14 protein-coding genes and 1 pseudogene are annotated in these 23,854 nt (G+C 36.9%); 9 read left to right on the top strand and 6 right to left on the bottom strand.

Translation table 11 applies throughout. The features are described 5' to 3' along the window. Positions 1 to 320: 320 nt before the first annotated feature. Together IGJ11_RS07365 and IGJ11_RS07360 are read right to left on the bottom strand one after the other, a co-directional pair. Positions 321 to 2,108 carry an ABC transporter ATP-binding protein gene (locus IGJ11_RS07365; RefSeq protein WP_063627208.1) on the bottom strand — a complete coding sequence of 596 codons (1,788 nt, stop codon included), beginning with the start codon at positions 2,106 to 2,108 and terminating at the stop codon, positions 321 to 323. Then, complete coding sequence (locus IGJ11_RS07360) at positions 2,105 to 3,844, bottom strand: ABC transporter ATP-binding protein (protein ID WP_207432008.1); 1,740 nt, start codon at positions 3,842 to 3,844, stop codon at positions 2,105 to 2,107. Before IGJ11_RS07360 ends, IGJ11_RS07365 begins: the two co-directional genes overlap by 4 nt. Positions 3,845 to 3,943: 99 nt before the next feature. On the opposite strand from IGJ11_RS07360, the gene IGJ11_RS07355 reads away from it, so the two are divergent. Next, the gene (locus tag IGJ11_RS07355; RefSeq protein ID WP_010718996.1) at positions 3,944 to 4,735 is read left to right on the top strand and encodes a MerR family transcriptional regulator; all 792 of its coding nucleotides are present in this window, start codon (positions 3,944 to 3,946) and stop codon (positions 4,733 to 4,735) included. Between the two features lie 52 nt (positions 4,736 to 4,787). Here the strand turns inward: IGJ11_RS07355 and IGJ11_RS07350 are convergent, their stop codons facing one another. After that, a complete protein-coding gene (locus IGJ11_RS07350) occupies positions 4,788 to 5,819 on the bottom strand; it encodes a LacI family DNA-binding transcriptional regulator (protein WP_053766792.1) in 1,032 nt (343 codons plus the stop codon). A 115-nt stretch (positions 5,820 to 5,934) separates the two neighbouring features. Here IGJ11_RS07350 and IGJ11_RS07345 point away from each other — a divergent pair, with 115 nt between their 5' ends. The 3 genes from IGJ11_RS07345 to IGJ11_RS07335 are packed head-to-tail and all read left to right on the top strand — an operon-like array spanning position 5,935 to position 10,987. Next, the gene (locus IGJ11_RS07345; protein ID WP_207432010.1) at positions 5,935 to 8,172 is read left to right on the top strand and encodes an alpha-galactosidase; all 2,238 of its coding nucleotides are present in this window, start codon (positions 5,935 to 5,937) and stop codon (positions 8,170 to 8,172) included. A 3-nt stretch (positions 8,173 to 8,175) separates the two neighbouring features. Then, positions 8,176 to 10,053, top strand: a complete 1,878-nt coding sequence (locus IGJ11_RS07340) for a glycoside hydrolase family 2 protein (protein WP_207432012.1) — start codon at positions 8,176 to 8,178, stop codon at positions 10,051 to 10,053. Next, positions 10,034 to 10,987, top strand: a complete 954-nt coding sequence (locus tag IGJ11_RS07335) for a beta-galactosidase small subunit (protein WP_207432014.1) — start codon at positions 10,034 to 10,036, stop codon at positions 10,985 to 10,987. Before IGJ11_RS07340 ends, IGJ11_RS07335 begins: the two co-directional genes overlap by 20 nt. A gap of 298 nt (positions 10,988 to 11,285) precedes the next feature. On the opposite strand, the gene IGJ11_RS07330 is transcribed toward IGJ11_RS07335, so the two are convergent. Together IGJ11_RS07330 and IGJ11_RS07325 are read right to left on the bottom strand one after the other, a co-directional pair. Continuing rightward, positions 11,286 to 12,998, bottom strand: a complete 1,713-nt coding sequence (locus IGJ11_RS07330) for a cache domain-containing sensor histidine kinase (RefSeq protein ID WP_207432016.1) — start codon at positions 12,996 to 12,998, stop codon at positions 11,286 to 11,288. Beyond that, complete coding sequence (locus tag IGJ11_RS07325) at positions 12,973 to 14,466, bottom strand: response regulator transcription factor (protein WP_207432018.1); 1,494 nt, start codon at positions 14,464 to 14,466, stop codon at positions 12,973 to 12,975. Before IGJ11_RS07325 ends, IGJ11_RS07330 begins: the two co-directional genes overlap by 26 nt. A gap of 218 nt (positions 14,467 to 14,684) precedes the next feature. On the opposite strand from IGJ11_RS07325, the gene IGJ11_RS07320 reads away from it, so the two are divergent. From IGJ11_RS07320 to IGJ11_RS07300, 5 genes and pseudogenes are all read left to right on the top strand, one after another. Beyond that, positions 14,685 to 15,974 carry an ABC transporter substrate-binding protein gene (locus tag IGJ11_RS07320; protein WP_096709043.1) on the top strand — a complete coding sequence of 430 codons (1,290 nt, stop codon included), beginning with the start codon at positions 14,685 to 14,687 and terminating at the stop codon, positions 15,972 to 15,974. A gap of 233 nt (positions 15,975 to 16,207) precedes the next feature. Next, positions 16,208 to 17,077: a carbohydrate ABC transporter permease gene (locus tag IGJ11_RS07315; RefSeq protein ID WP_010719005.1), complete on the top strand. Its 870-nt coding sequence runs from the start codon at positions 16,208 to 16,210 to the stop codon at positions 17,075 to 17,077. Beyond that, on the top strand, positions 17,074 to 17,955 hold the full coding sequence (locus tag IGJ11_RS07310) for a carbohydrate ABC transporter permease (RefSeq protein ID WP_207432020.1): 882 nt from the start codon (positions 17,074 to 17,076) through the stop codon (positions 17,953 to 17,955). Before IGJ11_RS07315 ends, IGJ11_RS07310 begins: the two co-directional genes overlap by 4 nt. A gap of 295 nt (positions 17,956 to 18,250) precedes the next feature. Further along, positions 18,251 to 20,467: a putative mucin/carbohydrate-binding domain-containing protein gene (locus IGJ11_RS07305; RefSeq protein ID WP_207432028.1), complete on the top strand. Its 2,217-nt coding sequence runs from the start codon at positions 18,251 to 18,253 to the stop codon at positions 20,465 to 20,467. A 651-nt stretch (positions 20,468 to 21,118) separates the two neighbouring features. Next, positions 21,119 to 22,345: pseudogene (locus IGJ11_RS07300) on the top strand (alpha/beta hydrolase); the annotation flags it as partial. 258 nt (positions 22,346 to 22,603) lie between these two features. Here the strand turns inward: IGJ11_RS07300 and IGJ11_RS07295 are convergent. Beyond that, positions 22,604 to 23,779, bottom strand: coding sequence for a helix-turn-helix transcriptional regulator (locus IGJ11_RS07295; RefSeq protein ID WP_207432039.1), 1,176 nt, complete (start codon positions 23,777 to 23,779; stop codon positions 22,604 to 22,606). Between the last annotated feature and the right edge of the window lie 75 nt (positions 23,780 to 23,854).

Raw genomic sequence — 23,854 nt, 5'->3', positions numbered from 1 at the left:
CTTTTTTATGGGGGTTAAAATAGGTAAAAAGTGTTCAAAATTACTTAGGTCAAAGCGTACTTTTCACAACCTCTTGATATAAACGGCGTTCAAGAAGCAACTCCTCAACAATAAGCGATGATTTTCTAAAATATGAGGAGCTATTTTAAAAAATTCTCTCTTATTCGCTCGGAGCTAAACGCTTCTTTCACAGCCTCTTGCTAAACGGTGTTCAAAGTGCTGACCCTCGGTAATAAGTCTAAAAATCTCAAAACATGAGGAGCTGTTTCGAGATTTTCTTCCTTATTACTCGGGTCAAGACGCACTTTTCACAACCTCTTTTATGTGATTTGAAATTGGCTATTATATAAACTAGCATAAAGTGTTGGTTTGCTTAATAGTGACTGATGAGTTCCTTGTTCAATAATATTTCCATTTTCCATCACTAAAATCAAGTCGGCATTTTCGATCGTAGATAACCGATGGGCGATAATAAAGCTGGTTCGGTTTTCTGTGACAGCATTCATTGCTTTTTGGATCATTGCTTCGGTGCGGGTATCCACGCTGGAGGTTGCTTCATCTAAAATAACTACGGAAGGATTCGCCAGCAATACCCGAGCAATGGTCAATAGCTGTTGTTGTCCTTGTGACAACGAACCATTTTCACTTGAAATAATCGTATCATATCCTTCAGGTAACGTGCGGATGAAATGATCACATTGGGCAATTTTGGCAGCCGCAATGATTTCGTCTCTGGAAGCTTGCTGTTTCCCATAAGCAATATTATCTGCCACTGTGCCTTCAAAGAGCCACGTATTTTGCAAAACCATCCCAAAGTGTTTACGTAACTCACTACGAGAGAATTTCGTGATATCGATTCCGTCGAATTCGATTCTTCCATGGTTTAGCTCGTAAAATCGCATGAGTAAATTGACTAATGTCGTTTTTCCTGCCCCAGTTGGTCCCACGATTGCAATTGTTTGTTTTGGTTTAGCCGAAAAGTTGACATTTTCCATCAAGATCTTATCTGGACTATAACCAAATCGAACATCTTTGAACCTGATTGAACCAGCAGGCTGGTCAAGTGATGTTGTATTTTCGTGATCAGAACGCTCATTTGGTTCATCCATAATCTCAAAGATACGATCAATCGCCGCCATAGCAGATTGTAACGAATTGATGACATAAGAAGCGGTCGAGATCGGTTCAGAGATTTGATTGATGTACTGCAGATAAGCTTGTAACAATCCTAGTGTGAGTCCACCAGATATTACTAAGATCCCACCTAAGACAGCACTTAAAATGAACGCTGATTGATTGATCAAGCGAATCGCTGGATAGATGGCAAAGTTCATGAATTGCGCTTTTTTAAATGCTTGGTACTGTGAATGATTTACTTGACGGATCGACTCGATCGCTTGATCTTGTTGATTGAATGTTTTGATGACCAAGTTACCTGCAAGATATTCTTCCACTTTATTATTTAATGAACCTAGTTCTGTTTGATTGTCATCAGAAATCTTTTTGTTTTTATTCGCAAAGAGTTGAGTGACCCATGAACTACCAACGATCAATAAAAGAATCAGTAACGTCAATTTGCTGTCAATATAAAACAGCATCAAAATTGAAAATAAAATCGTTACGATGGAAGTGAAAAATTGATTGATCCCTGTTAGCAAGACTTGTGCTAGTTGATTCAAACCAGTCGTTGTTCGGCTGATGATATCTCCTACCTGATGCTGATCAAAGAAGGCCATTGGTAATGTTTTGAATTTCTTGGTCATTTCTTTTCTAACATTCAGTGTGATTTTTTCACTCAATGAAGCCATTGCGTATTCTTGAATGAAAGAAGTAATACTACTTAAAAAAGAAAAAACGAGTAATAAAACAACAGGGAACAAAAGGGCATCCTTGACATCATGAAATGTCATTTCAGCAATCCCGATCGTACGGATTCGACTTAAAAGCTGATCGATACCAACGCCCATGATCATCGGCATTGCAACGACCATCAGGTTACCGATTAAACTACATAATAGTAAGCCATAAAATGTTTTGTGATCAGATTGGATCATTTTCCAAAAGCGGATCAAACTATGTTTATTCATTTTTACATCAGTTGTTTTCATATATTCCCTTCTTTCAAAATCCCTTGTGATTTAGCAAATTCCTGATAAGAAAGACAAGTAGCAAGGAGTGTTTCGTGAGTTCCTTGTCCCACGATTCGGCCATTGTCTAAAACGATGATGTGATCAGCGTTCATGATTGTACTCAATCTTTGAGCCACAATGATCAATGTCTTATCAGCCATTTCTTCATGGAGGGCTGTTCTTAGTTTTGCATCCGTCTTGTAGTCCAAAGCAGAAAAGCTATCGTCGAAAACATAGATATCTGCTGGTTTGATGAGCGCTCGTGCAATACACATCCGTTGTTTTTGTCCGCCAGAATAATTATCTCCGCCTTGTGCAACAAAACTAGCTAATTTTTTGGGCAATTTATCCAAAACTTCCTCTAATTGTGAAATACGTATAGCTGAGGTCAATTCTTCTTCTGTTGCATGCTCATTGCCCATTTGCAGGTTTGATAAAATTGTTCCACTAAACAGAAACGCTTTTTGCGGAACATAGCTGATTTTTGAGCGAATCATTTCTTGTGTTAATTGTTGGAGTGGTTGACCCCCTAATGTAATCTGTCCACTGGTCACATCATTCAAACGAAGGAGCAATTTGGCTATTGTACTTTTACCAGAACCAGTTCCGCCAACGATGGCAGTTGTTTTGCCTTTAGGTACCTTAAAATGGATATCTTCCAATACAGGTTCCGAATCTTTGGTATAACTGAAAGAAACGTGTTCAAAAGATAACACATGTTCATCATCCATATTCAGCGAAGCTGTTGATGGATTTTCCGGATCAATGATCTCAATAGGTTGATTCAACACTTCTTCGATCCGCCGAAGAGAGGACATCGATTTTGGAACGACGACTAACACCATAGCTGCAGTCATTAGATAAGCCAACGTGAGCATCGAATATTCGACGATGGCAGTAACAGTCCCGATCTGTAGTGAACCTTCACTGACCAACGAGCCACCAAACCAAAGAATGGCGCTGTATACGATCCCCATTAATAAAAAAGCAATTGGAGTGACCCAAGCAAATACGCGATTGACTCGGATCATCTGTGCGGCATATTTCTCAAATGTTTGATTGGTGCGCTTCTCCTCATAGTCTTGATTGTTGAAGGCTCGAATCATATTCACACCTGTAAAAAATTCCCTTAAAGTCACTGTGATACGATCCATTTTTGGTTGGATACTGAGAGATAGAGGGGTTCCTTTTTTCATTAAGATGTAAATAACGACAGCATAAATAAACACAGAAATCAATGTAATCAACGTCAATGTCATGGAATATTGAAGCATCATGACAATTGTAAACACCGCAATGATTGGTGCAGGTAAGATCATTTGACAAAAGAGTACAATCATTTGTTGGATATTATCTACATCATTAGTCATTCGAGTCAGGAGTGAGGCACTTCCAAATTCATCTGCATCTTTCATCGATAATTGTTGGAACTTATCAAAATAGGTTTCCCTTGTTTGGTAGCCAAATTTTGCAGACACTAGTGCAGAAAAATAGCTAGAAGCAATCGCTGAAAAAGTACCTAGCAAGGCTACGAATACCATTTGTAGACCAATGGTATAAATTTTACTGTTTTGACCAGTAACTATCCCTTCATCAATTAAAGTTGCCACTAATTTAGGAACACCTAGTGTACCAATGATTTGTAAACAGACGAATAAAAAAGTCATGCCTACGATTTTTTTATTCTTCCATAGGAATTGTTTAAGTAATGTCATTTTGTTTCCTCCTTTTACTAGACAATAATGAATTTTACACCTTAAAGTTACTTGAAGGTCAATAGAAGAAGCGGTAAAATTAACAAGAGGTGAGCGGAAATGCCAAAACTTTACACAATCGGAGAAGTCTCGGAACTACTAAATGTACCAAAGTCAACGATTCGTTTTTGGGATGAGCAAGGGTTAATCCATTCTCTACGCCATGAAGAAAACGGGTATCGGATGTTTAATATTGATGATATTTTTCAGATCTATGACATCAATTTCTATCGAAAATTAGATGTTCCAATCAAACAGATGAAAAATTTATATGGAAAAACGATCGAAGAACATTATGCAACGATTGCAGAAACAGAGCAGCGGATTAAGCAAGAAAAAATAAGTCTGCAAAAAAAACATGAAGAAATCTTGGCTCGAAAAGAACAATTAAAACTTATGATTGACAATCGTGGCATCACCAAAGAAACAATTCCTTTTGCGGCAATCGTCATAGTGGATTCCGACGACATTTTAGATTCGAAAGCCTATCTTGAAAACTATGCCAGCTTCGGTGGGTATTTTGATTTTTCGCTGAGCGATGAAATGATTTATGGCTTCTGTACAGACCAAACATCAGCCACAATTCCACTGTCTAAAATTGTTTGGTACAATCAGCCTGGTAAAACTTATCATCGATTTTTATTACAAGTGGAAGTCAATCATACCGAAAAGAACAATATCGAAGAAGTAAGATTAACATTAGCTCAACGAGGGTATCAAACAGGAAATGTGATTGGACAGTATCTGCTAACGAAGCAAACGGAAGAAGGAGTCTATCATGAATATTATTTAGGATGGATCGAAAGCCAAAAAGTAGAAGCTGATTTAACAAATGAGGATAAGCAAAAGTAGACGAAGAAGGAGCGGGAAAGGATAGTTATCTCGCTCTTCTTCGTCTATTTGGTTAGGATTTATCAGGGTTAAAACTTTCTCTAATGATTAGTCGTGTAGGATAAGTGACAATGATCGGTTCATCTCTCAAACCATCGATTCGCTCCACCGCTAATCGAACAGCAGATTGACCAATGGCTTTTGCATTGATCGCTACACTTGTTAAACTAGGAGATAAATCAGCAATCGCCTCGATGTTATCGAAGCTAACTAGAACAATCTCTTCTCCAATTTTTCGATTGTCTTTTTGTAATGCTCGATAAACACCTAATGCTAAAGGATCGCTACCGATCAAAATGGCCGTCGGTAAATCATGTTTTTGTTTTTCGAGAAGTTTGGTCGCTAACTGCTCTCCGGATTCCTCTGTCCATTCTCCTAAATAATAATTGATCTGTTTGGTCAAATGATGGTCTTGCATGAAATGGCGGTAGGCTCTGAGCCTTTTTTCATTCTCAGTTGTTGATTTCCGACCAGCTTCGTTAATATCGATTTGATAACCACCAATATAAGCGATGTTGGTGTGCCCATTGTCTAAAAAAAGTTCTAAAACAGATTTAGTCATTCGTTCGAGATCCCCATAGACCATATCCACTTCTTGTTGGATATCTGGATTATCTACTACAACTAATTGTCGGTTCTGTTTCAATAAATCGGCGATTGCACCTTTATCGATCGTACCGACTACGATTATAGCACCTAATTGATCCAAATCTTTCCACTCGGTCGGGTTATCCGACATATTATAAATTCGATTCATGCCGATATGGAGTCGGCTGGCTTCTTCTTCCAGACCTGCTCGTAATTCTCGATAATAAATATCTTTTTCTTCGCTGGCTTTACTGATTGCTGAAATGACACCGATGGAAGGACGGCGTTTTTTAATATATTTTCGCTTGTTGATATCATAATTTAATGTGGCAGCTGCAGTAAAAATCCGTTGACGAGTAGCAGCAGAGACACTGATCGTTTTGTCTTCATTCAAAACTCTTGAGACCGTAGCAGGTGAAACATTGGCTTTTCTTGCGACATCTCTAATTCCAACCATAAAATGGCACCCCTTACAAAAAAATAAAAATTTTTATTGACATATTTGTTTAGTAAACAGTATACAGGAAATGTAACAAAAGTAAACGGTTACTATTTATTTGAGAGGTGAAACAATGGAACAAGTGATGAAGAATCAAAGAGCAGCTTTAATCACATTTGACGAACAGGAAAAAGTATTTCATCTATCCAATTCAGAAATTTCCTATATTCTTCAAATTGAAGAAAGTGAAGTTCTCGCTCATGTTTATTTTGGTAAAAGAACGACCCATTATCATAATCATAAAAAATATCCTCGCAGAGATCGTGGCTTTTCCGGGAACGTCCCCTTAAATGAAGATCGAACGTATTCAAAAGATACATTACCACAAGAGTATTCAGGGCACGGAGGGATGGATTATCGATTACCTGCCTTGATGATTCGTCGAGAAAATGGATCAAATCTGCTTGATCTACGTTATGAAAGTTTTCAGATCCAAGAAGGAAAGCCAAGTTTATCTGGATTACCGCAAGCGTATATCAAGAATGATACAGAGGCAGAAACGCTGATCGTGACGTTGAAAGATCGTGAAGAAAAGATTTACGTGGATCTTTCCTATACGATTTATCGAGAAAGAGCAGTGATTACACGTTCGCTGAAGGTAAGAAATGAAACCAATGATCCAGTGATGATTGAAAAAGCAGCCTCTTTTCAACTTGATTTTACGAATTCAGGCCGGTTTGATGAAGTGATTGCCTTACCAGGAGCGCATGTCAAAGAACGGCAGATGTCTAGACAAAGCATAACGGATGGCATCAAATCATTTGAAAGCCGTCGTGGTTCAAGCAGTCATCAGATGAATTCATTCATTGCCTTGACAAATCATGCAACAACTGAATTCACAGGGGAAGCGATTGGGATCCATCTTGTTTATTCGGGAAATCATTCCTTTGAGATTGAAAAAGATGCCATTCAACAATTTAGAGTGATCGGTGGGATCAATCCCTATAATTTTTCTTGGGAGTTACAACCATATGAAAGCTTCCAAACACCGGAAATACTCTTAACTTATTCTGATCAAGGGTTGAATGGGATGAGTCAAGTGACCCATCATTTATTACGGGAACGAGTAGCAAGAGGGCGATTCCAATACCAAGAACGTCCGATCCTAGTCAACAATTGGGAAGCGACTTATTTTGACTTTACGAGCAAAAAGATCGAAGCGATCGTTGATGAAGCAAACGAATTAGCGATAGAGATGTTTGTTTTAGATGACGGCTGGTTTGGGAAAAGAGATTCGGACCAATCTTCTCTAGGAGACTGGTTTGAATATCAAGGGAAATTGAAAAATGGCTTAAAAGGGATTGCTGACTATGTTCACCAAAAAGGACTAAAGTTTGGCTTGTGGGTTGAGCCTGAAATGGTTTCCAGCGACTCTCAATTAAATCGGGATCATTCCGAATTTATGATGAAAGAACCAGGTCGTCAACCATCAGCTTCTAGATCTCAACACGTCCTTGATTTTACCCGAAAAGAAGTCCGGCAGACGATTGAAACACAGTTACGGCATTTGTTAGACAGTGTGGAGATCGACTATATCAAATGGGATATGAATCGATCGCTATCTGATGTCTATTCGGTGTCATTGGGCAAACAAAACCAAGGGGAAGTTTTGCATCGTTATCTATTAGGATTATATGAGATGATGGAAAACTTAACAAACGACTATCCTCATATCCTTTGGGAAGGATGTTCTGGTGGTGGTGGACGGTTCGATGCAGGGCTGCTTTATTATATGCCACAGTCTTGGACTAGTGACAATACAGATGCGGTTGAACGCATCAATATCCAATATGGGACGAGCTTAGCTTATCCTATTTCAGCTATGACTGCCCATGTATCAGCTGTTCCTAATCATCAAACGGGTCGAGTCACCAGTTTAAAAACACGTGGAGATGTGGCCATGGGCGGGGTGTTTGGATATGAACTTGATCTAACAAAATTATCTAGTGAGGAAAAGCAGGAAGTAGCGGCACAGGTAGAATTTTATAAAAAAATCAGACAGACAGTCCAATATGGTGATTTCTATCGTTTACAAAATCCCTTTGAGCAAAATATTGCTTCCTGGGAATTTGTTTCAAAAAACCAACAGGAAGTCCTCTTATTTATAAATCGTCGGTTGGCAAATGCACAGCCCGAATTTCATGAGGTACGCCTTGTTGGACTAAGCGAAGAAAAACTATACCAGAACCAGATAGATGGCAAAGTATATTCAGGATCGGAATTAATGACAATAGGTCTTTATTTCCCGGATTTTTATGGCGATTTTCAAACAGAATTGATTCATTTTATGAGTATAGACGAAGGAGAATAGAAAATGAACGCATTGATTGAATGGTTAGATGATCCGCAAGTGTATCGAGTAAATCAAAGGAAAGCCCATAGTGATCATGTTATCTATGGTGCTAAAGAAGAAGTGGAAACAGGAAACACCAGAATCCAATCGCTGAATGGGAAGTGGCAATTTTGCTATTCCCGTAATGCTTTAGAACGTCCAGTGAATTTTTTTGAAAAGGAATTTGATAACAGCAGCTTCGATCAGATTGATGTTCCTGGGCATATCGAACTAGCAGGATACGACAAGATCCACTACATCAATACGATGTATCCATGGGAAGGGCATGAGTTTAGACGTCCGGCTTATACAACCGCTGGTAAGGAAGAAGCCGAGGGGATGTTTTCTCAAGCCGAGTATAACCCAGTTGGCTCATATGTGACGAACTTTACTTTAAATGAAGAAATGAAAGAAAAGGCGATCACCATTCGATTTGAAGGTGTCGAACAGGCAATGTATGTCTGGTTAAATGGGCACTTTGTCGGCTATGCAGAAGATTCTTTCACGCCTTCTGAATTTGATTTAACTCCTTATCTGGAAGAAGAGAATCGTTTAGCGGTAGAAGTCCATAAAAGAAGTAGTGCCGCTTTTCTAGAAGATCAAGATTTTTTCCGTTTCTTTGGGATTTTTAGAGATGTTTCATTGATCGCCAGAGGGAAAAATCATATAGAGGATATGTGGATCAAACCTCAAGTTGATCCCTCTTTTCAAAGCGGTTGGGTAGATATCGACTTGACTATTGAAAATCTTACTTCAAACGGAAAGCTACGTGTCCGACTCCTCGATTGCAAAGGAGAAGAGATCCATCAAGAAGAAGTGAGAATCGAAGAACAAATCTCGTTGCATATTCCAGTAGATAAAATTACTTTATGGGATCATTTTCAACCCAATTTATACACCGCCGAATTTGAAACGTTTGATGATACTGGGGTGACGGAGTATAGTTACTATCCATTTGGTTTTAGAAAGATCGAGATCAAAGAGCGGATCATTTATTTGAATGACCGACGTTTGATCATCAACGGTGTCAATCGACATGAATGGCATCCTGAAAAAGGAAGAGCTATCGATTTGATGGATATGAAGAAAGATCTAGAAATCATTAAACATGCGAATATCAATGGGGTTAGAACCTCACATTATCCAAATCAAATCCCTTGGTATTATCTTTGTGATCAGGCGGGGATTCACTTGATGGCAGAGACCAATCTGGAATCTCATGGTTCTTGGCAAAAGATGGGCGCGTTTGAGCCATCTTACAATGTACCGGGGAACGTTCCTCAATGGCGGGAGATCGTTCTTGATAGAGCACAGACAAATTTTGAGACATTCAAGAACCATACGAGTATTTTATTCTGGTCTTTAGGAAATGAATCTTACGCAGAAGAGAATATTCGTTTGATGAATGATTACTTTAAAGAAAAAGATCCCGATCGCCTTGTTCACTATGAAGGAAATTTCCCTAATCCTGCATTCGAAGATTCGATTTCTGATGTCAAGAGTTGCATGTATGCTACGCCAACAGATATCTGTGATTACCTTGAAAATGATGGGAAAAAGCCTTTCATTTTATGTGAATACATGCATGACATGGGGAATTCGTTGGGAGGATTGAATTCTTACATGGAATTATTAGATCGATACCCAATGTATCAAGGTGGCTATATTTGGGACTTTAAAGATCAAGCGATTCAAGTGATCGATCCATTGACGAAACAAAAAGTAATGAGATACGGTGGGGACTTTGATGATCGTCCAAGTGATTATGAATTTTCAGGTAACGGGATCGTCTTTTCTGATGGTCAAGAAAAACCGGCATTACAGGAGGTAAGGTATTATTATGGAAAATACAGCGATTAAAATGAAGATTATTTATGGAGATTGTACATTTGCTTTAAAAGGTGAAGGATTTCATTATATCTTTTCCTATACAAGAGGTGGGTTGGAATCCTTAAATAAAAATGGGAAAGAATGGTTGTATCGAGAAACGCTGCCGACGTTTTGGCGGGCTTTGACGGATAATGATCGAGGGAATGGGTTTGGCTATCGTTCGTCCATGTGGCTAGGGGCTGGGATGTACCCGAAAGTAAAAAATGTTCAAGTTTCCATTGATCAAAAACCAATCGAACAGCCAATTGCTCCGATCAATAATCGCTATTCCAATCATGAATATGCGCAATCAGCAGCAATCAAATTCACGTTAGAAATCAATACGGTGCCCAAAACAGAAGTCATAGTCAACTATGAAGTACAATCTGATGGGGAAATGAAAATTTCTGTCTTTTATCATGGACAGCAAGGACTGCCTGAATTACCTTTATTAGGTTTTCGCTTTATTATGCCAACCAAAGCGAAATATTTTGAATATGAAGGACTATCAGGAGAAACGTATCCAGATCGAATGGCAGGAGGAATCGAGGGTACTTATAAAGTAACTAGTTTACCAGTGACTCCCTATCTCGTGCCACAGGATTGTGGTGTCCATATGAAGACGAAATGGCTAGAAATCACTAGAGATTCTACGATGAATAATGCGGATCAAGGAAAGGAGGAATTTTCATTACGCTTTGAACAAGTGAACGGCGATTTTGCATTTTCAGCTCTCCCCTATAAAGCCGAAGAATTAGAAAATGCTACGCATCTTGAAGAGTTACCACCAGCTAGAAGAACCGTCTTAGTGATTCAAGGGAAGGTACGTGGTGTAGGAGGAATCAACAGCTGGGGAGCAGATGTTGAAGAAGCGTATCATATTTCAGCGGAAGAAGACCATGAATTTAGTTTTATCGTGAAGTAAAGGTCGTGAAAGAAGCGGTCAGCTCCGAGCAAATAAGAGGCAATTTTTTAAAACACCTTTTCATGTTAAAAAAATTTAGGCTTATTTCAAGGAGCTGATGCTTGAATGCTGTCTATCTAGAGAAAGGAAGGATTGATAGCTAAGTATCGGTAAAGAACAATAGCTTTTCATATTATTAGCAGACATGAAAAATATAAAACCATAGACAAATAGACGTTGCTTTTCTAGGATCATCTATCCTAGAAGGGCAGCGTCTATTGCTTATAAGTATTAACTAACTGAATTGTTTATTTTTGAATTAACTGATTAATGGCAATGTGATTTTTACCGTTGTACCAACACCCATAATCGATTGGATCTGCAATCCATACTCTCTGCCGTAAAGCAATTTGATTCGTTCGTTCACATTCTTGACTCCGATTCCAGAAAAATAGTCCTTGTTTTTTTTCTTTTGATTTGTATCAAATCCATCACCGTTATCTACGATTTCAAAGATCAATTGTGTTTCATGAATTTTTCCGAATAAAGTAATAAACCCACTTTTTTTTGTTTGAAAAGCATGTAAAAAAGCATTTTCAATAATTGGCTGGATCATCATATTGGGCACTTTAAAAGGGTATAGTTCATCGGGGACCATGATCCGAGTGGCGATATCATCACCATATCTCAATGAAAGAATATGGATATAGCTTTGCACACTTTTTAATTCTTCTTCGACAGTGATTGTTTCTGCTTTTTTCCCAATGGTACTTCTCAACAAATCAATAAAATGATCGATTCCATGAATTGCTTTTTGATTTTCTTTTTGCCAGATCAAAAATTTTAGACTAGTTAACGTATTGTAGATAAAGTGAGGCTGGATTTGGGCTTGCATCGTTTGAATCTCTAATTGGCGTTTTTTCTTTTCGTTTTCAATTGAAGTAAAATAGTTCTCATCGATCGTTGTTAATAGTTGATTGATTGTAGTGCCTAAAGTCTTTGTTTCGTAGGTCCCTTGAACGTCTACTTGGGTATTATTAGGAATTTTTTTGATATGTTTTAAGGACTGAATCAAGGCATAAATCGACTTTGTCTGACGGTTCATATAGCGAAAGACAATAGCACCAACTACCATTAAAGTCATCAAATTAAAAAGGACGATCGGAACAATCAGTCCCATTTGATTGACTAGTGAACGAATATTTACTTTACTAATCAAAGCTAAGTTTTGTCGATATAATGGAACACGTGTTAAACGATTATAATCAACTGTTTTTGTTTCATTGGTATTTAAGTCATTTAACAAGTTGGTTTTGGCACCAATCATGCCAGTTTCATTGGAGGTAATGATTTGATTTGCTTCATTGATGAGATAGATTTTGGAGACCTCCGAATGGATCGTTTCATTGAATAAATTCGCTAGCTCATCTGCAGTTATCGCAATGACAGCATACCCATAAATATGATTCAACGAGGAAGTCAATTTCTTAATGAATAGGATGCTGCTTTTTGTTTGGTCACGAGTAGTCAAACCAAAGTTGACAAAGAACATTTGGGTCGATGCTTTATGTGCCTTTACTTTTTGTACGACATCAGATCTCATGAATGCCGCAGCATCCATACTGGCTAGCATCTCGTTTCCAACAAAGGTATGTCCACTTTCACCATAGATCATCAGATCGTAATTGATGGAAGGAGAGATCGAAGTAAAGCTTCGGTTCATTTGTTGGATCGTTTTTACATTAGTGTAGTTATCTAACGAAGAGTGCTGATCGTTAGAGAAATAATTTTCGACTGCAGGGTTGTTAGCAACCATCGTTAAGGTATTTTCGATATTATCATTCAATCGTTCAAAATCACGTTGTATTTTGCCAAGCGTTAGTTCATTCGATTTATCAAATAGATGGATATAAGCGTTTTTGGATCGATCATAAATGAAGAAGGACAGAATAATCGCTTGAGTAAGAAGCGCAATGACTAGGACAACCAGTAGTTTTGTAACTAGTTCATACTCTTTGAATTTTTTCTTCATGTTTCAAACTTCCTTTTCGATATTGAGAAGGATTTAGCCCAGTTTCTTCCTTGAATACTCTTGAGAAGTAACCAAGTTCAGCAAATCCTACTTGGTAAGAGATTTGTGAAAGTGGCTCGGTTGTCTCAAGCAAAAGCCGTTTCGCATGTTGTATCCGGACTTTTTTTAGATATTTAGTGAAGCTAATCCCATATTTCTCGGTAAACATGGTAGATAAATAACTATAGGAAAAATGAAATTTTTCGGAGATGATTTGCAAGGAAATATCTTGATGATAATTTTCTTGAACATAATCATAGATCGCTGTCAGAATTTCTGAGTTTTCATTTTTTTCCGGCGTGCTCCAACGCATCAATTGAGTGATGATTTTAGTAAACGTAATGGAAAAATCTTCGATGGTGGCGACGTTCGATATAAGTGTTGGTAACGTAATTTTTAATGTCGTCAATTCTTTCGTCCCTTGACCATCTTCTAAAGCATTGATGAGTGCGTAGAGACGATTGATTGTTTCGTGTTTTAAAAATAAAGGGTCAATTTTTAAAGCGATCAGAGTCTCAATCGCTGATTTCATTTCTCTGATAGCGGATACATAATCTTTGTTGACAATCTTTGTTAAGTAGCTTTTCGTGCTCTGATCAAAGTGTGGAATCAAAGGGACTAATTGTTCTTCCGATACAACACCAGCACTTTTCTGATAAAAACGTTGTCCTTTGCCTAATTTTTTTAATCTTTGAAAACAATCGAACAGCTCACTTAGCTCTAAACAAGAGGAAATAATCAATAATGCATCAGATTTTTGCGCATATTCACGCAAAGAAGTCTGAATTTGTTCGAAACAATCCATGGAAGAAACATTTAGTAAGCAACCATATTCATAGTCGAGAGTGGTAAAAGGCTGACAATCAATCCAGGGTTCAGCTCGTTCTTCGTTACTTTTTAGAGAAGCTAGTGGAGCTAAATCATCCATTTCGCTATAGACGATGTAAAATAACGGGAAATGAAAAGGATCGTTAGATATCGTTGTTTTTTGTCCAGAGAAATATTGTGTTAAAGCACTATCTAGAGAGAATTTGGAGTCTAGATTTTTTTGGCCTTTTTTAACCAAATGGTTCAAAGCAGAAAGCAGGTTTTCTGGATTCAATTTTGGTTTAAGTAAATAATCGGATACGCCTTCTTTAAAAGAGTCTTTCACTAGTTGAAACTCATCATGGCTTGATAACACTAATATTTGAATATCAGGCTTGCTTTTTTTTAAGAGGCGAGCAAGCTCAATCCCATCCAGTTCAGGCATGATAAGATCAGTAATGACAATATCAATATCATTAGAATGAATAGAGAAAAAATCAAGCGCTTCCAACGAGTTTGAAAAAGCGCCTTTAATTTGGAATCCGTGGTTTGACCAATCAACCAAGTTGGCTATGCCATGTAAGATTGTTTTTTCATCGTCGATCAATAATAAATTAATCAAGCTTGTTCCCCCTTTTAAACAGTTTCTCTTTTTAAAATACGGTTTAATTGGCAGAAAAGCAAGATGAATTACTCAAAATAAAAAAATTTGAAATCTAAATTTGTGATTTTTTCTTATTTTGGGATATTTTTTGGAACTCTTTTAGAAATTAAGAAAACGATTACATTTTTTGGTATGATTCACATGTAAAGAATAAAAATGAAAAAGGCGGGTTGGATATGAAATTCAAAAAATTAGTAGCAAGTGCGACGCTTTTAGCTTCAGCAGCAGTTTTGTTTGCGGGATGTGGGAGTTCCTCAAATTCAGCAACGAAAGATGAAAATAAAATCAGTGTTTGGGCATGGGATGAAACGTTTAATATCAAAGCAGTCAATGAAGCAAAAAAAGTCTATGACAATAAAGATGTCGAAGTGGATGTCGTTACGATGTCACAAGATGATATCGTACAAAAGTTAAACACAGCATTAGCCAGTGGAAATACGGATGGATTACCGAATATCGTGTTGATTGAGGATTATCGTATTCAAGGTTATTTGAATTCTTATCCGGACGCATTTTCTGAGTTAACAGATATCGTAGATGAATCCAATTTTGCTTCGTATAAATTTGCGGTTAATAAGATCGATGATCAAATTTATGGCGTCCCATTTGATTCAGGTGTTACGGCTAATTTTTATCGAACAGATGTATTAGAAGAAGCCGGTTACAGTCAAGCAGATATGCAGAATTTAAGTTGGGATGACTATTTACAAGTTGCTCGAGATGTTAAAGCAAAAACGGGTAAAAAAATTACTGAAGTGAATCCCTCAGATCTTGGACGTGTCCGTATGATCATGCAAGAAGCTGGTGAATGGTACACTTCGGAAGATGGAAAGACGGTTACGATCAAAGATAACCAATCATTGAAATATGGATTAAATCTATTTGCTACACTACTTAAAGAAGATCTAGTGGAACAAACTTCAGATTGGAATGCAGGTGTCACGGCCATTCAATCAGGGGCTGTTGCATCAAGTCCAATTGGTGCTTGGTATTCCTCAACGATCCAAGGTGCTGAAGATCAATCAGGGAAATGGGCAATTGCACCGACACCTTCATTACCTGCCAATATGCAAAAAGCACAAGCTTCTAATTTAGGCGGAGCTGGGTGGTATGTGATCAAAGGTGTTTCAGGCGAAGAAAATGCGAAAGACTTCTTGAAGAAGACCTTTGCGACTAACGAAGACTTGATGGGAACATTAGCGAAAGAAATCGGGTTAGTTTCTACCATGTTAAGTGCAAAAGATCAACCAGCTTATCAAGAGTCTTCTGAATTCTATAGTGGTCAAAAGGTGTTTGAAGACTTTTCTAAATGGACAGCGGAAATTCCACAAGTTAATTATGGACAAGAAACCTATGCAATCGAAGCAGTTGTAGCAGAGTCATTACACCGAATCATCAATGGAGAAGATACTGATAAAGTCTTGGCAGATACGCAAAAACAAGTAGAAGCACAGTTAGCCAATTAAGCAGAGTGAAATGAATTGATTTAGAGGATCAAATTTGTGTTGGCTGGTGATTTTTGAACGGTCATCAGTCACACAAATTTGCTATCTATTAAAAATAGTTTCAATCAATACCGTAGAATTTTCGTGAGGACGCTGTCATTTACTCAGACAATTAGTTAAGAGGGAGGATTTGTGAGACGATCCTTAAATGACAGATAAAACGAAGATGAACGTAACGAAAGTGAGCAAAGCAGATGAAACAAAAAGATTTTTTCAAGAACGGAAATGCGTTTCTTGTTTTACCAGTTCTGATGATCTCGATCATGGTATTTATCCCAATGATTTTAGCGCTGATCACTTCATTTCAAAGTGGTCCCCCAGTTAATATGAGTTTTAATGGTTTGGGGAATTATCAACGCATGTTGAATGATGCGACCTTCAAAAAGGCTTTTTTTAACACCTTTTTATATTTATTGGTACAAGTACCGATTATGTTGTTTTTAGCTTTATTTGTCTCTAATTTATTAAATGATAAAAAGCTTAAAATGAAAGGATTCTTCCGGACAGCGATTTTTTTACCTTGTATCACATCCATGGTTAGCTATTCGCTTATTATGAAAAGCTTGTTTTCTCAATCGGGATTAGTGAATAATTTTTTGATGACGATCGGCTTGATCGATATGCCAATTGGCTGGCTGACTCATCCAGTTTGGGCGAAAGTATTAATCATCATTTCGATTACATGGCGTTGGACAGGTTATAACATGATTTTCTTTTTATCAGGAATGCAAAATATTGATCCGGCAATTTATGAAGCAGCAGAAATCGATGGCGCATCTAAGTGGCAACAATTGATCAAAGTCACGATTCCTAACTTAAAACCAATTATTTTGTTTACGTCAATCACATCAACGATCGGTACGTTGCAACTCTTTGATGAAGTACAAAATATTACGGGTGGTGGACCAGCAAATGCAACAACTACGCTATCTCAGTATATTTACAATTTAAGTTATAAATTTACACCAAATTTTGGTTATGCTGCGGCGGTTTCATTTGTGATCGTAGTCTTTATTGTACTGTTATCAATCATTCAAACGAAAGTCGGAGGTGAAAAAGCGTGATAGATCAAGCAGAAAACAAAGTACTTCTTAAGGAGAAGGAAAAAAAAGCGACTAAAACATTCGATTGGTTAGCTGTTTTTAAATATGCCTCTTTGAGCGTGATTTCATTTATTTCGATTTTTCCTTTTGTTTGGATGATCTTAGGAATGACGAATACACCTATCGATATTACTGCCGGAAAATTAAAGATCGGTAGCCATTTAGTTGTCAACTTCCAGAATCTTTTTTCAAATGACTTAAACTTTGCACGCTCATTGTGGAATTCAGCTTTGATCGCTATTGTAACAACGGTCTTAGCTTTGTTGATTTCATCTATGGCTGGTTATGGGTTTGAGATCTATAAAAGTCGAAAAAAAGAACGATTATTTACGATTTTGCTTTTATCGATGATGGTTCCTTTTGCTGCGTTGATGATTCCTTTGTACCGCATGTTTTCTAACTTAAACGGAACGATCTTAGGAATTAACAGCTTCTTAGTCGTCATTTTGCCTTCAGTAAGTACAGCTTTTTTGATCTTCTTCTTTCGACAAAACGTTAAAGCGTTTCCTAAAGATTTAGTAGAAGCTGCACGTTTAGATGGATTAAAAGAATTAAGTATATTTTTCCGTGTCTACCTACCAACTGCTAAAAATACGTATGCAGCTGCTGCAATCATTACTTTTATGAGTAGCTGGAATAACTATCTTTGGCCTTTAGTTGCATTACAATCACCAGATAAGCGTACGGTCCCATTAGTTTTATCTGCCATGGGAGCCTCTTATACACCAGATTACGGAATGATTATGGCCGGGCTTGTGATTGCAACATTGCCAACAGCTATCGTGTTCTTTGTTTTACAAAAACAATTTGTCCAAGGAATGATCGGTTCTGTTAAATAAACGCGACTCGATGATACTATTAGTTTGGTATAAAATTTAAATGTATAGGAAAAGCTGTCCCGCTAAGGGAGAGCTTTTTTTCTTTTTAAATAACATTTTATATTAAAAATATATTTATGTTTAATTATTTAAATAACAGTAATTATTATAGGTTGTAAGGATAAAAATTTATAAATATTATATTGTTGCTATTTATTTAGTTGTTATTTATAATTAAATTGTACAAAAGATAACGTTTTCGTAATGAAAAGATAATTATTTTTTGTTCATAAAATAATTTTAAGGAGTGAAGTAAATGAAAAAATATGCGGTTAGTCTGTTGTTGTTTGTGTTTGGTATCTTTGTACTTTCAGCCAATGTTGGGGCGCAAGAAGTCACGTCAAAAGAGATTTTTAGTATTCCGGAGCCGACATGGATCTTCAACTCAGGGATGAGTAAAGGGAAAAACCATGATCGTCAGGATCTAGGTTTTATCTTAAGCGAAAATACCGAATTGAGAATGAGACAGACAAATGCTCATTTCAAGAATAAGTTAAAATTGCGACTACTAGGAAACGATAAAAAGAATGAAAAAAGTATCGAAGTTGGATCAAATTGGGTAAGTATACGTGCAGATGAGCCCTTGGTTCCATTTATTGATACACCGTACGGAGAAGGATCAGCACAGATCGAATACGAAGTGGTGACTTCCAAAGAAATGAAAGCGTTACCTGTTTATAAATATCATGGGAATGAGACCATGTTTTTTTCAATGTGGGATACGGAGGATGCAGAGTATGCGCTAATTCAAGGAGTAGATTTCCAATTACTCGTACCCAAATTGGACAAAGAACTAGTGAGAAACTTAAAAGATTTTCCATCAATTGATGCGTTGATTGAGTATCATCACGGTATTTTTGCTTTATTTAACGGTATCGCTGGTTTTGATGGTTCCGCACCAGAAAATCAGAACGGCGCGAATCGTTACTTTTTAAAGGCAGATGATTCTGGCGCAGGTGCTGCTTATTATGGGGGTGATTGGACAGCTAATAGTGAACCTACGACAGATATGTGGTTGAAAGAACTAAGTTGGGCAACATTACATGAAATTGCTCACGGTTATCAAGCTGGTTTTGATGGGCAAGATATGTATACTGGCGAAGTGTCAAATAATTTATTTGGGGTCCAATATCAGTATGAAAAATATGGAAAAAAAGCAGATGACATCGGTTGGTTGTTTAATTTAGGTAAAAAAGAAGAAGTCGAAAACAAGCTGTATGATAAGTTGATCCGTGATGGAGACACTTACCATGATGTCGATGTGCGTGAACAACTGATTTTATTAACGATGTTCAAACAAAAAGCTGGAAATGACTCCTTCACTAAGATATATCAGGAATACCGTAAAATGGCTAATCAGAGTGATTTCAAAGATTGGGAATATACATTACCCAATTTAATGAATCGTATCTACAGTGAAAATAGTAAGCAGGATTTTTCTGCTGCCTTAAAAAAACGTGGGTTGTATCTTGATGAATTTCAAGCAGAAAAAAATCGTGTGGCAGGTTATCCAGCTGTGGCTTCATTGGCAGATATTGTCTCTGAAAATGAGTTGGTGCGTGCACGTCAATTGATTGATCCAAACTATTTGATCAATTCTAATTTTGAATTGGTTACTAACGAGGAAATCGCCTTTCTAGGATTGGCTGGTGATTTGACCATTGAAATTCTTCCTAGCGATTTGAGTAACTTTGAAGGGCTCACAGTTGAATTAAAAGATGGAGCAACTATTATAGCGAGTCAACCAGTACAACAAAAAATGACATTCAAAAATATTCCTAACGGGGTCTATCATTTAGAATTTTCTGGTGAACAAATGAAGTATTATTTACCAAGCGAAAATTATGTTTATGTAAAGGAAACCCAAAACCATGCTTCTCTTTCATTTATCAAAGCTGAAATAAGCAAGTTAGCCGATGAAGATCTTATCTTTTATGGTTTTAGTGATCAATGGTCGGGTTCATTAAGAACGAATTTGAATTCAAGAGAAGCAACACTTACCTTAAATATGCCAAAACCTCATTATTTATTTAAAGATGAACTTTATGTAAAAGTGACCATCAAATCTCAGGATGGCAAAATTAGGTATGAAAAATCGATTAATGGAGACGTACCAGAACGATTCACCGATGACCATTTGTTGCTTGAGATAGGAGATAGCATAGAAATCTACCATGCAGAAGAAAGAAATCGTTTGAAAGGTCCAGAAAATATTATTGATCGTGGACAAAATACTAACCACTGGCTAGTTACGGAACATGGGTTAAAACACCTTGGATTAAACAATAATCCAGAAAAAGATCTTATGAAAAAAATTGAAAAATTAGGGAATTCATTAGTAAAAGCTGAGGGTATTAAACCGATGGCGTGGGAAAGATCAATGGCTAAAAAACAATTATGGACAGCCATACAAACTCTATCTCCAAAAGATACAGAACATTATATGTCCCAATATTATGTTTTGTTTAAATAGCATATGATGAGCAGGCAAGATGAGCAGTCAAAATTATCGAATTGATCGTCTTTAGCAAAAAAACTTAGCACCTTAGAGATTGAGACGAAAGTGTTAACTATCAAGTACCAAAAAAAAAACCGAAAATTGCCAAGAAACACAAACGCTAGTTTTTTCTGTCGATTGTTATCTACTTGGTGCTTCTCCAATTTTTGATTAATTTCGGCTTATCTTTCGAAAATGCTGCTTTTATCTCGTCGTGAACAAGAGCTCTTTAAACACCGTTTATTCATTTTTAGATATACTAGAAGATACTGGGACAAAAAAGTTGTCTCAGTCTCTTCTTTTGTTTTATCACAAGCGTTTGGTTTTAGTGATGTAATACAAATAAGACCAGTATAAAATATTAGCTAAATGGCTATGCTAGTATAAATGACTTGAATGATCCTAAGATTTACTCAATAATTTTTTAAAATAGCTTCTTTTATATAACAAACACTTCTTTTTTGATATAAAAATGGTTACGCTTTCATTAGAATGGAAATATCAAATAAAGGAGTGAGTAGAATGAAAAATAAATGTTGCATGATTACTTTGGCTTCTATTTTATTGTTAGGATGTGCTACACCAAGTATCGTTTACGGAAAGGAACAAGAGGGACTATTGGCAAGAACAAGCCTTACATCTGTTTCTCAATCCCTCAACAAAGGAAACGAGGGGCAAGTAAAAACAACAACACTTGGACTATCTGACGATGAGCAAGCGATCATTCAAGCAATCGGTAAAGGCAAGAATTTCAAGGGAAAACTTTATTTAAATTATATCCGAGATAAAATAACTGAAGTTTTCAAAGAGTATAATGGAGATATTTTTAAACTTCTAAGTGAATTCTCTTCGTTGATATCAGACCAAATTTCAGAAGTGAATGTAAAAGAACGCTTTGATGTTAGTCCAGAAGTAATCAAACGTTTGATTACAATCAGTGCGATGTATGACATTGCTTTTGCAAAAGACAGTTGTTTTATGAGCTTGCTTGGTGCAGCGAATGATGGAACGGCACCTGCTGAGCCTACAGGTTTTTATCCTAATACCACTCAATTAGAAGGAACGACCGTAAATAAGCAAGATGGAAAATTAATGACGTTGAAATCTTATTATGTGGATCAAAAATCAGATGTAACGGTGATGATTCATGGTGGTTTTCGAGGAAATTGGAATTTAGGGACAGTAACGGATGAGTATAATATCTTTTACAATGCGGGCTATAATTTATTATTTGTAGACCCTCGTGCCACTGGAAACAGTGGGGGCGATTATGTCACTTATGGACAATATGAGTCAGATGATGTGCTCTATTGGATCAATCGAGAAGTAGGAACTAAGCCGACTCAAAAGATTTTACTTTATGGTGGCTCAATGGGGGCTGCAACTATGATGTCAACATTAGCTAAGGATATCCCAGCAAACGTAAAAGGAATCATCGAGAATTGCGGATTTAAGTCAATTGATGAACAACTTAGATACACCTACAAAAATACCGTAGCGCCTTTATTAGGTTCAATATTTGGGGAAGAATTTGACATTGTAGCAGACGAAGAACATGAAGATCTATATATGGGATTGTTGAAAGAGTATTACTTTGACCAAGAATTAAAAATGAATGTGAATGAAAATCTACCTGAAATTGGTATGGCCACAACGATCCCCAAATTGATCATTCACGGAGATGCTGATCAAGTAGTTCCTCATGAAAATGCGGATGAGCTCTATGATCTTTCCGGGGGCTATAAAGTCAAGTTGATTGTATCAGGAGCTGGACATGGGGAAGCCCAATCAGTTGATCCCGTAGCGTATCAAACATATGTCACTAATTTTCTGAATTATCTTTTTGGAAGTCAAAGACGCTAAGAAAAAATGATTGATCTTTCTGAGAAATGCGACGAATTTTGACACGATCGAGAGAGTAGCGCCACGCATAATTAGGTTGATGAAATAAGCCGAAGAATCTAAAATCATTTCCTTGATTTTAGTGTTCTTCGGCTTGTTTTTACTACATTTACTCAAACCACAAGCAGTTACAAATACATACATGAAAGTATTGAACCTATCTGTTCTCGATCAAGATAAATGGAGAACGACTTAGTAGTTAAGGCATTTTCAGACCAATGAATGGGCATAGTGGATACTTTTGTATTCTTTTGGGGTACAGCCGGCGACCTTTTTGAACACTTGAATAAAATGACTTTGACTAGAATAAGCAAGCAAGTGACTGATTTCATCGTAAGAATGATCTGTAAACAATAACAAATGTTTTGCTTCGGTTATCTTTTTTTCTTGAATGTATCCGTGAATGGTAATCCCCATTTCTTTTTTGAAGTGGCTGCAAATATGTGCCTTATGTTTTTCAGTGATGGCAGCTAACTCGTCGACGGTGATGCGTTCGTATAAATGATTATCAATGTGGTTGACAATCGTTTTTACTAACATGGATTTTTGAGCTAAAGGAAAATTATGAAGCAGTTCCATAAAACGGAAGGTTGCTTCTTTCATATATTGCAGACATTCTTTAACTGAGTGGATATAAATCAGTCCCTGAATCAAAGAGTCGGACAGACCAAAGGCTTGATTGATCGGTACACCTTCTTCAATACTCATTCTGGTAACGATGGCTACGAACGAGGCAAATTTAAGTTTCAACCCTTCCAATTCAAAGGGAGATAAAGAGACTTTATAGGTTTCTTTCATTTTATTGAAGACCCAAATGACTTTTTCAGGTTCGTTTCGTTTGATGTAATCTAGATACCGTAATTCAAAATGATACGAATCGAAGGTTTCTTTGTGGATCCTCCGATCATAAAGATTATTTTCCAGGCTGTAATCAGTGGATAGATTTTTTTTATTTTTATCTTGTTGAAAGTACCAAATAAATTCTTCCTTTTTGGTTGGCCGCTGAGTCAGAATCGTGTGTAATAGTTGGATATATTCTTCAAATGAATACTTGTCTTCTTTGGAATAATGAATATTATAATGGTACTCATGTCCCATAAAAAAACAAGAGGTTTCTTTTGAACCGATAATACCGCAAGGGCCAATGATCATCTGATATTCCTTTTGATCAGATTTAAAACAAAAATAGCCGTATAAATAGGATGTTGTATGGTAAAGCTGGATCTGCTCTGTTTTTTTAAATGGAAAATAGGTACTGATCGTGATTGGTAAGTCTTCTAAATTTTTTGGATGGATGAGATATCCGTTTTCATCAAATAATAGCATCGGAATCAGATATTTTCGGTACAATAAATCCATAGTTATTTTAATCGTATCGGTAGTCATAATGTAAATACTCCTTGTGACGAATTCTTTCTTTTTATTTTACACGAATAAATTTTGTATAGCGCGAATATTTTG

This window comes from Enterococcus sp. DIV0691 (assembly GCF_051711145.1).
Classification (GTDB): domain Bacteria; phylum Bacillota; class Bacilli; order Lactobacillales; family Enterococcaceae; genus Enterococcus_B; species Enterococcus_B hirae.
The sequence above is the reverse complement of the archived record's forward strand: the minus strand, read 5'-3'. Positions and strand labels throughout refer to the sequence as shown.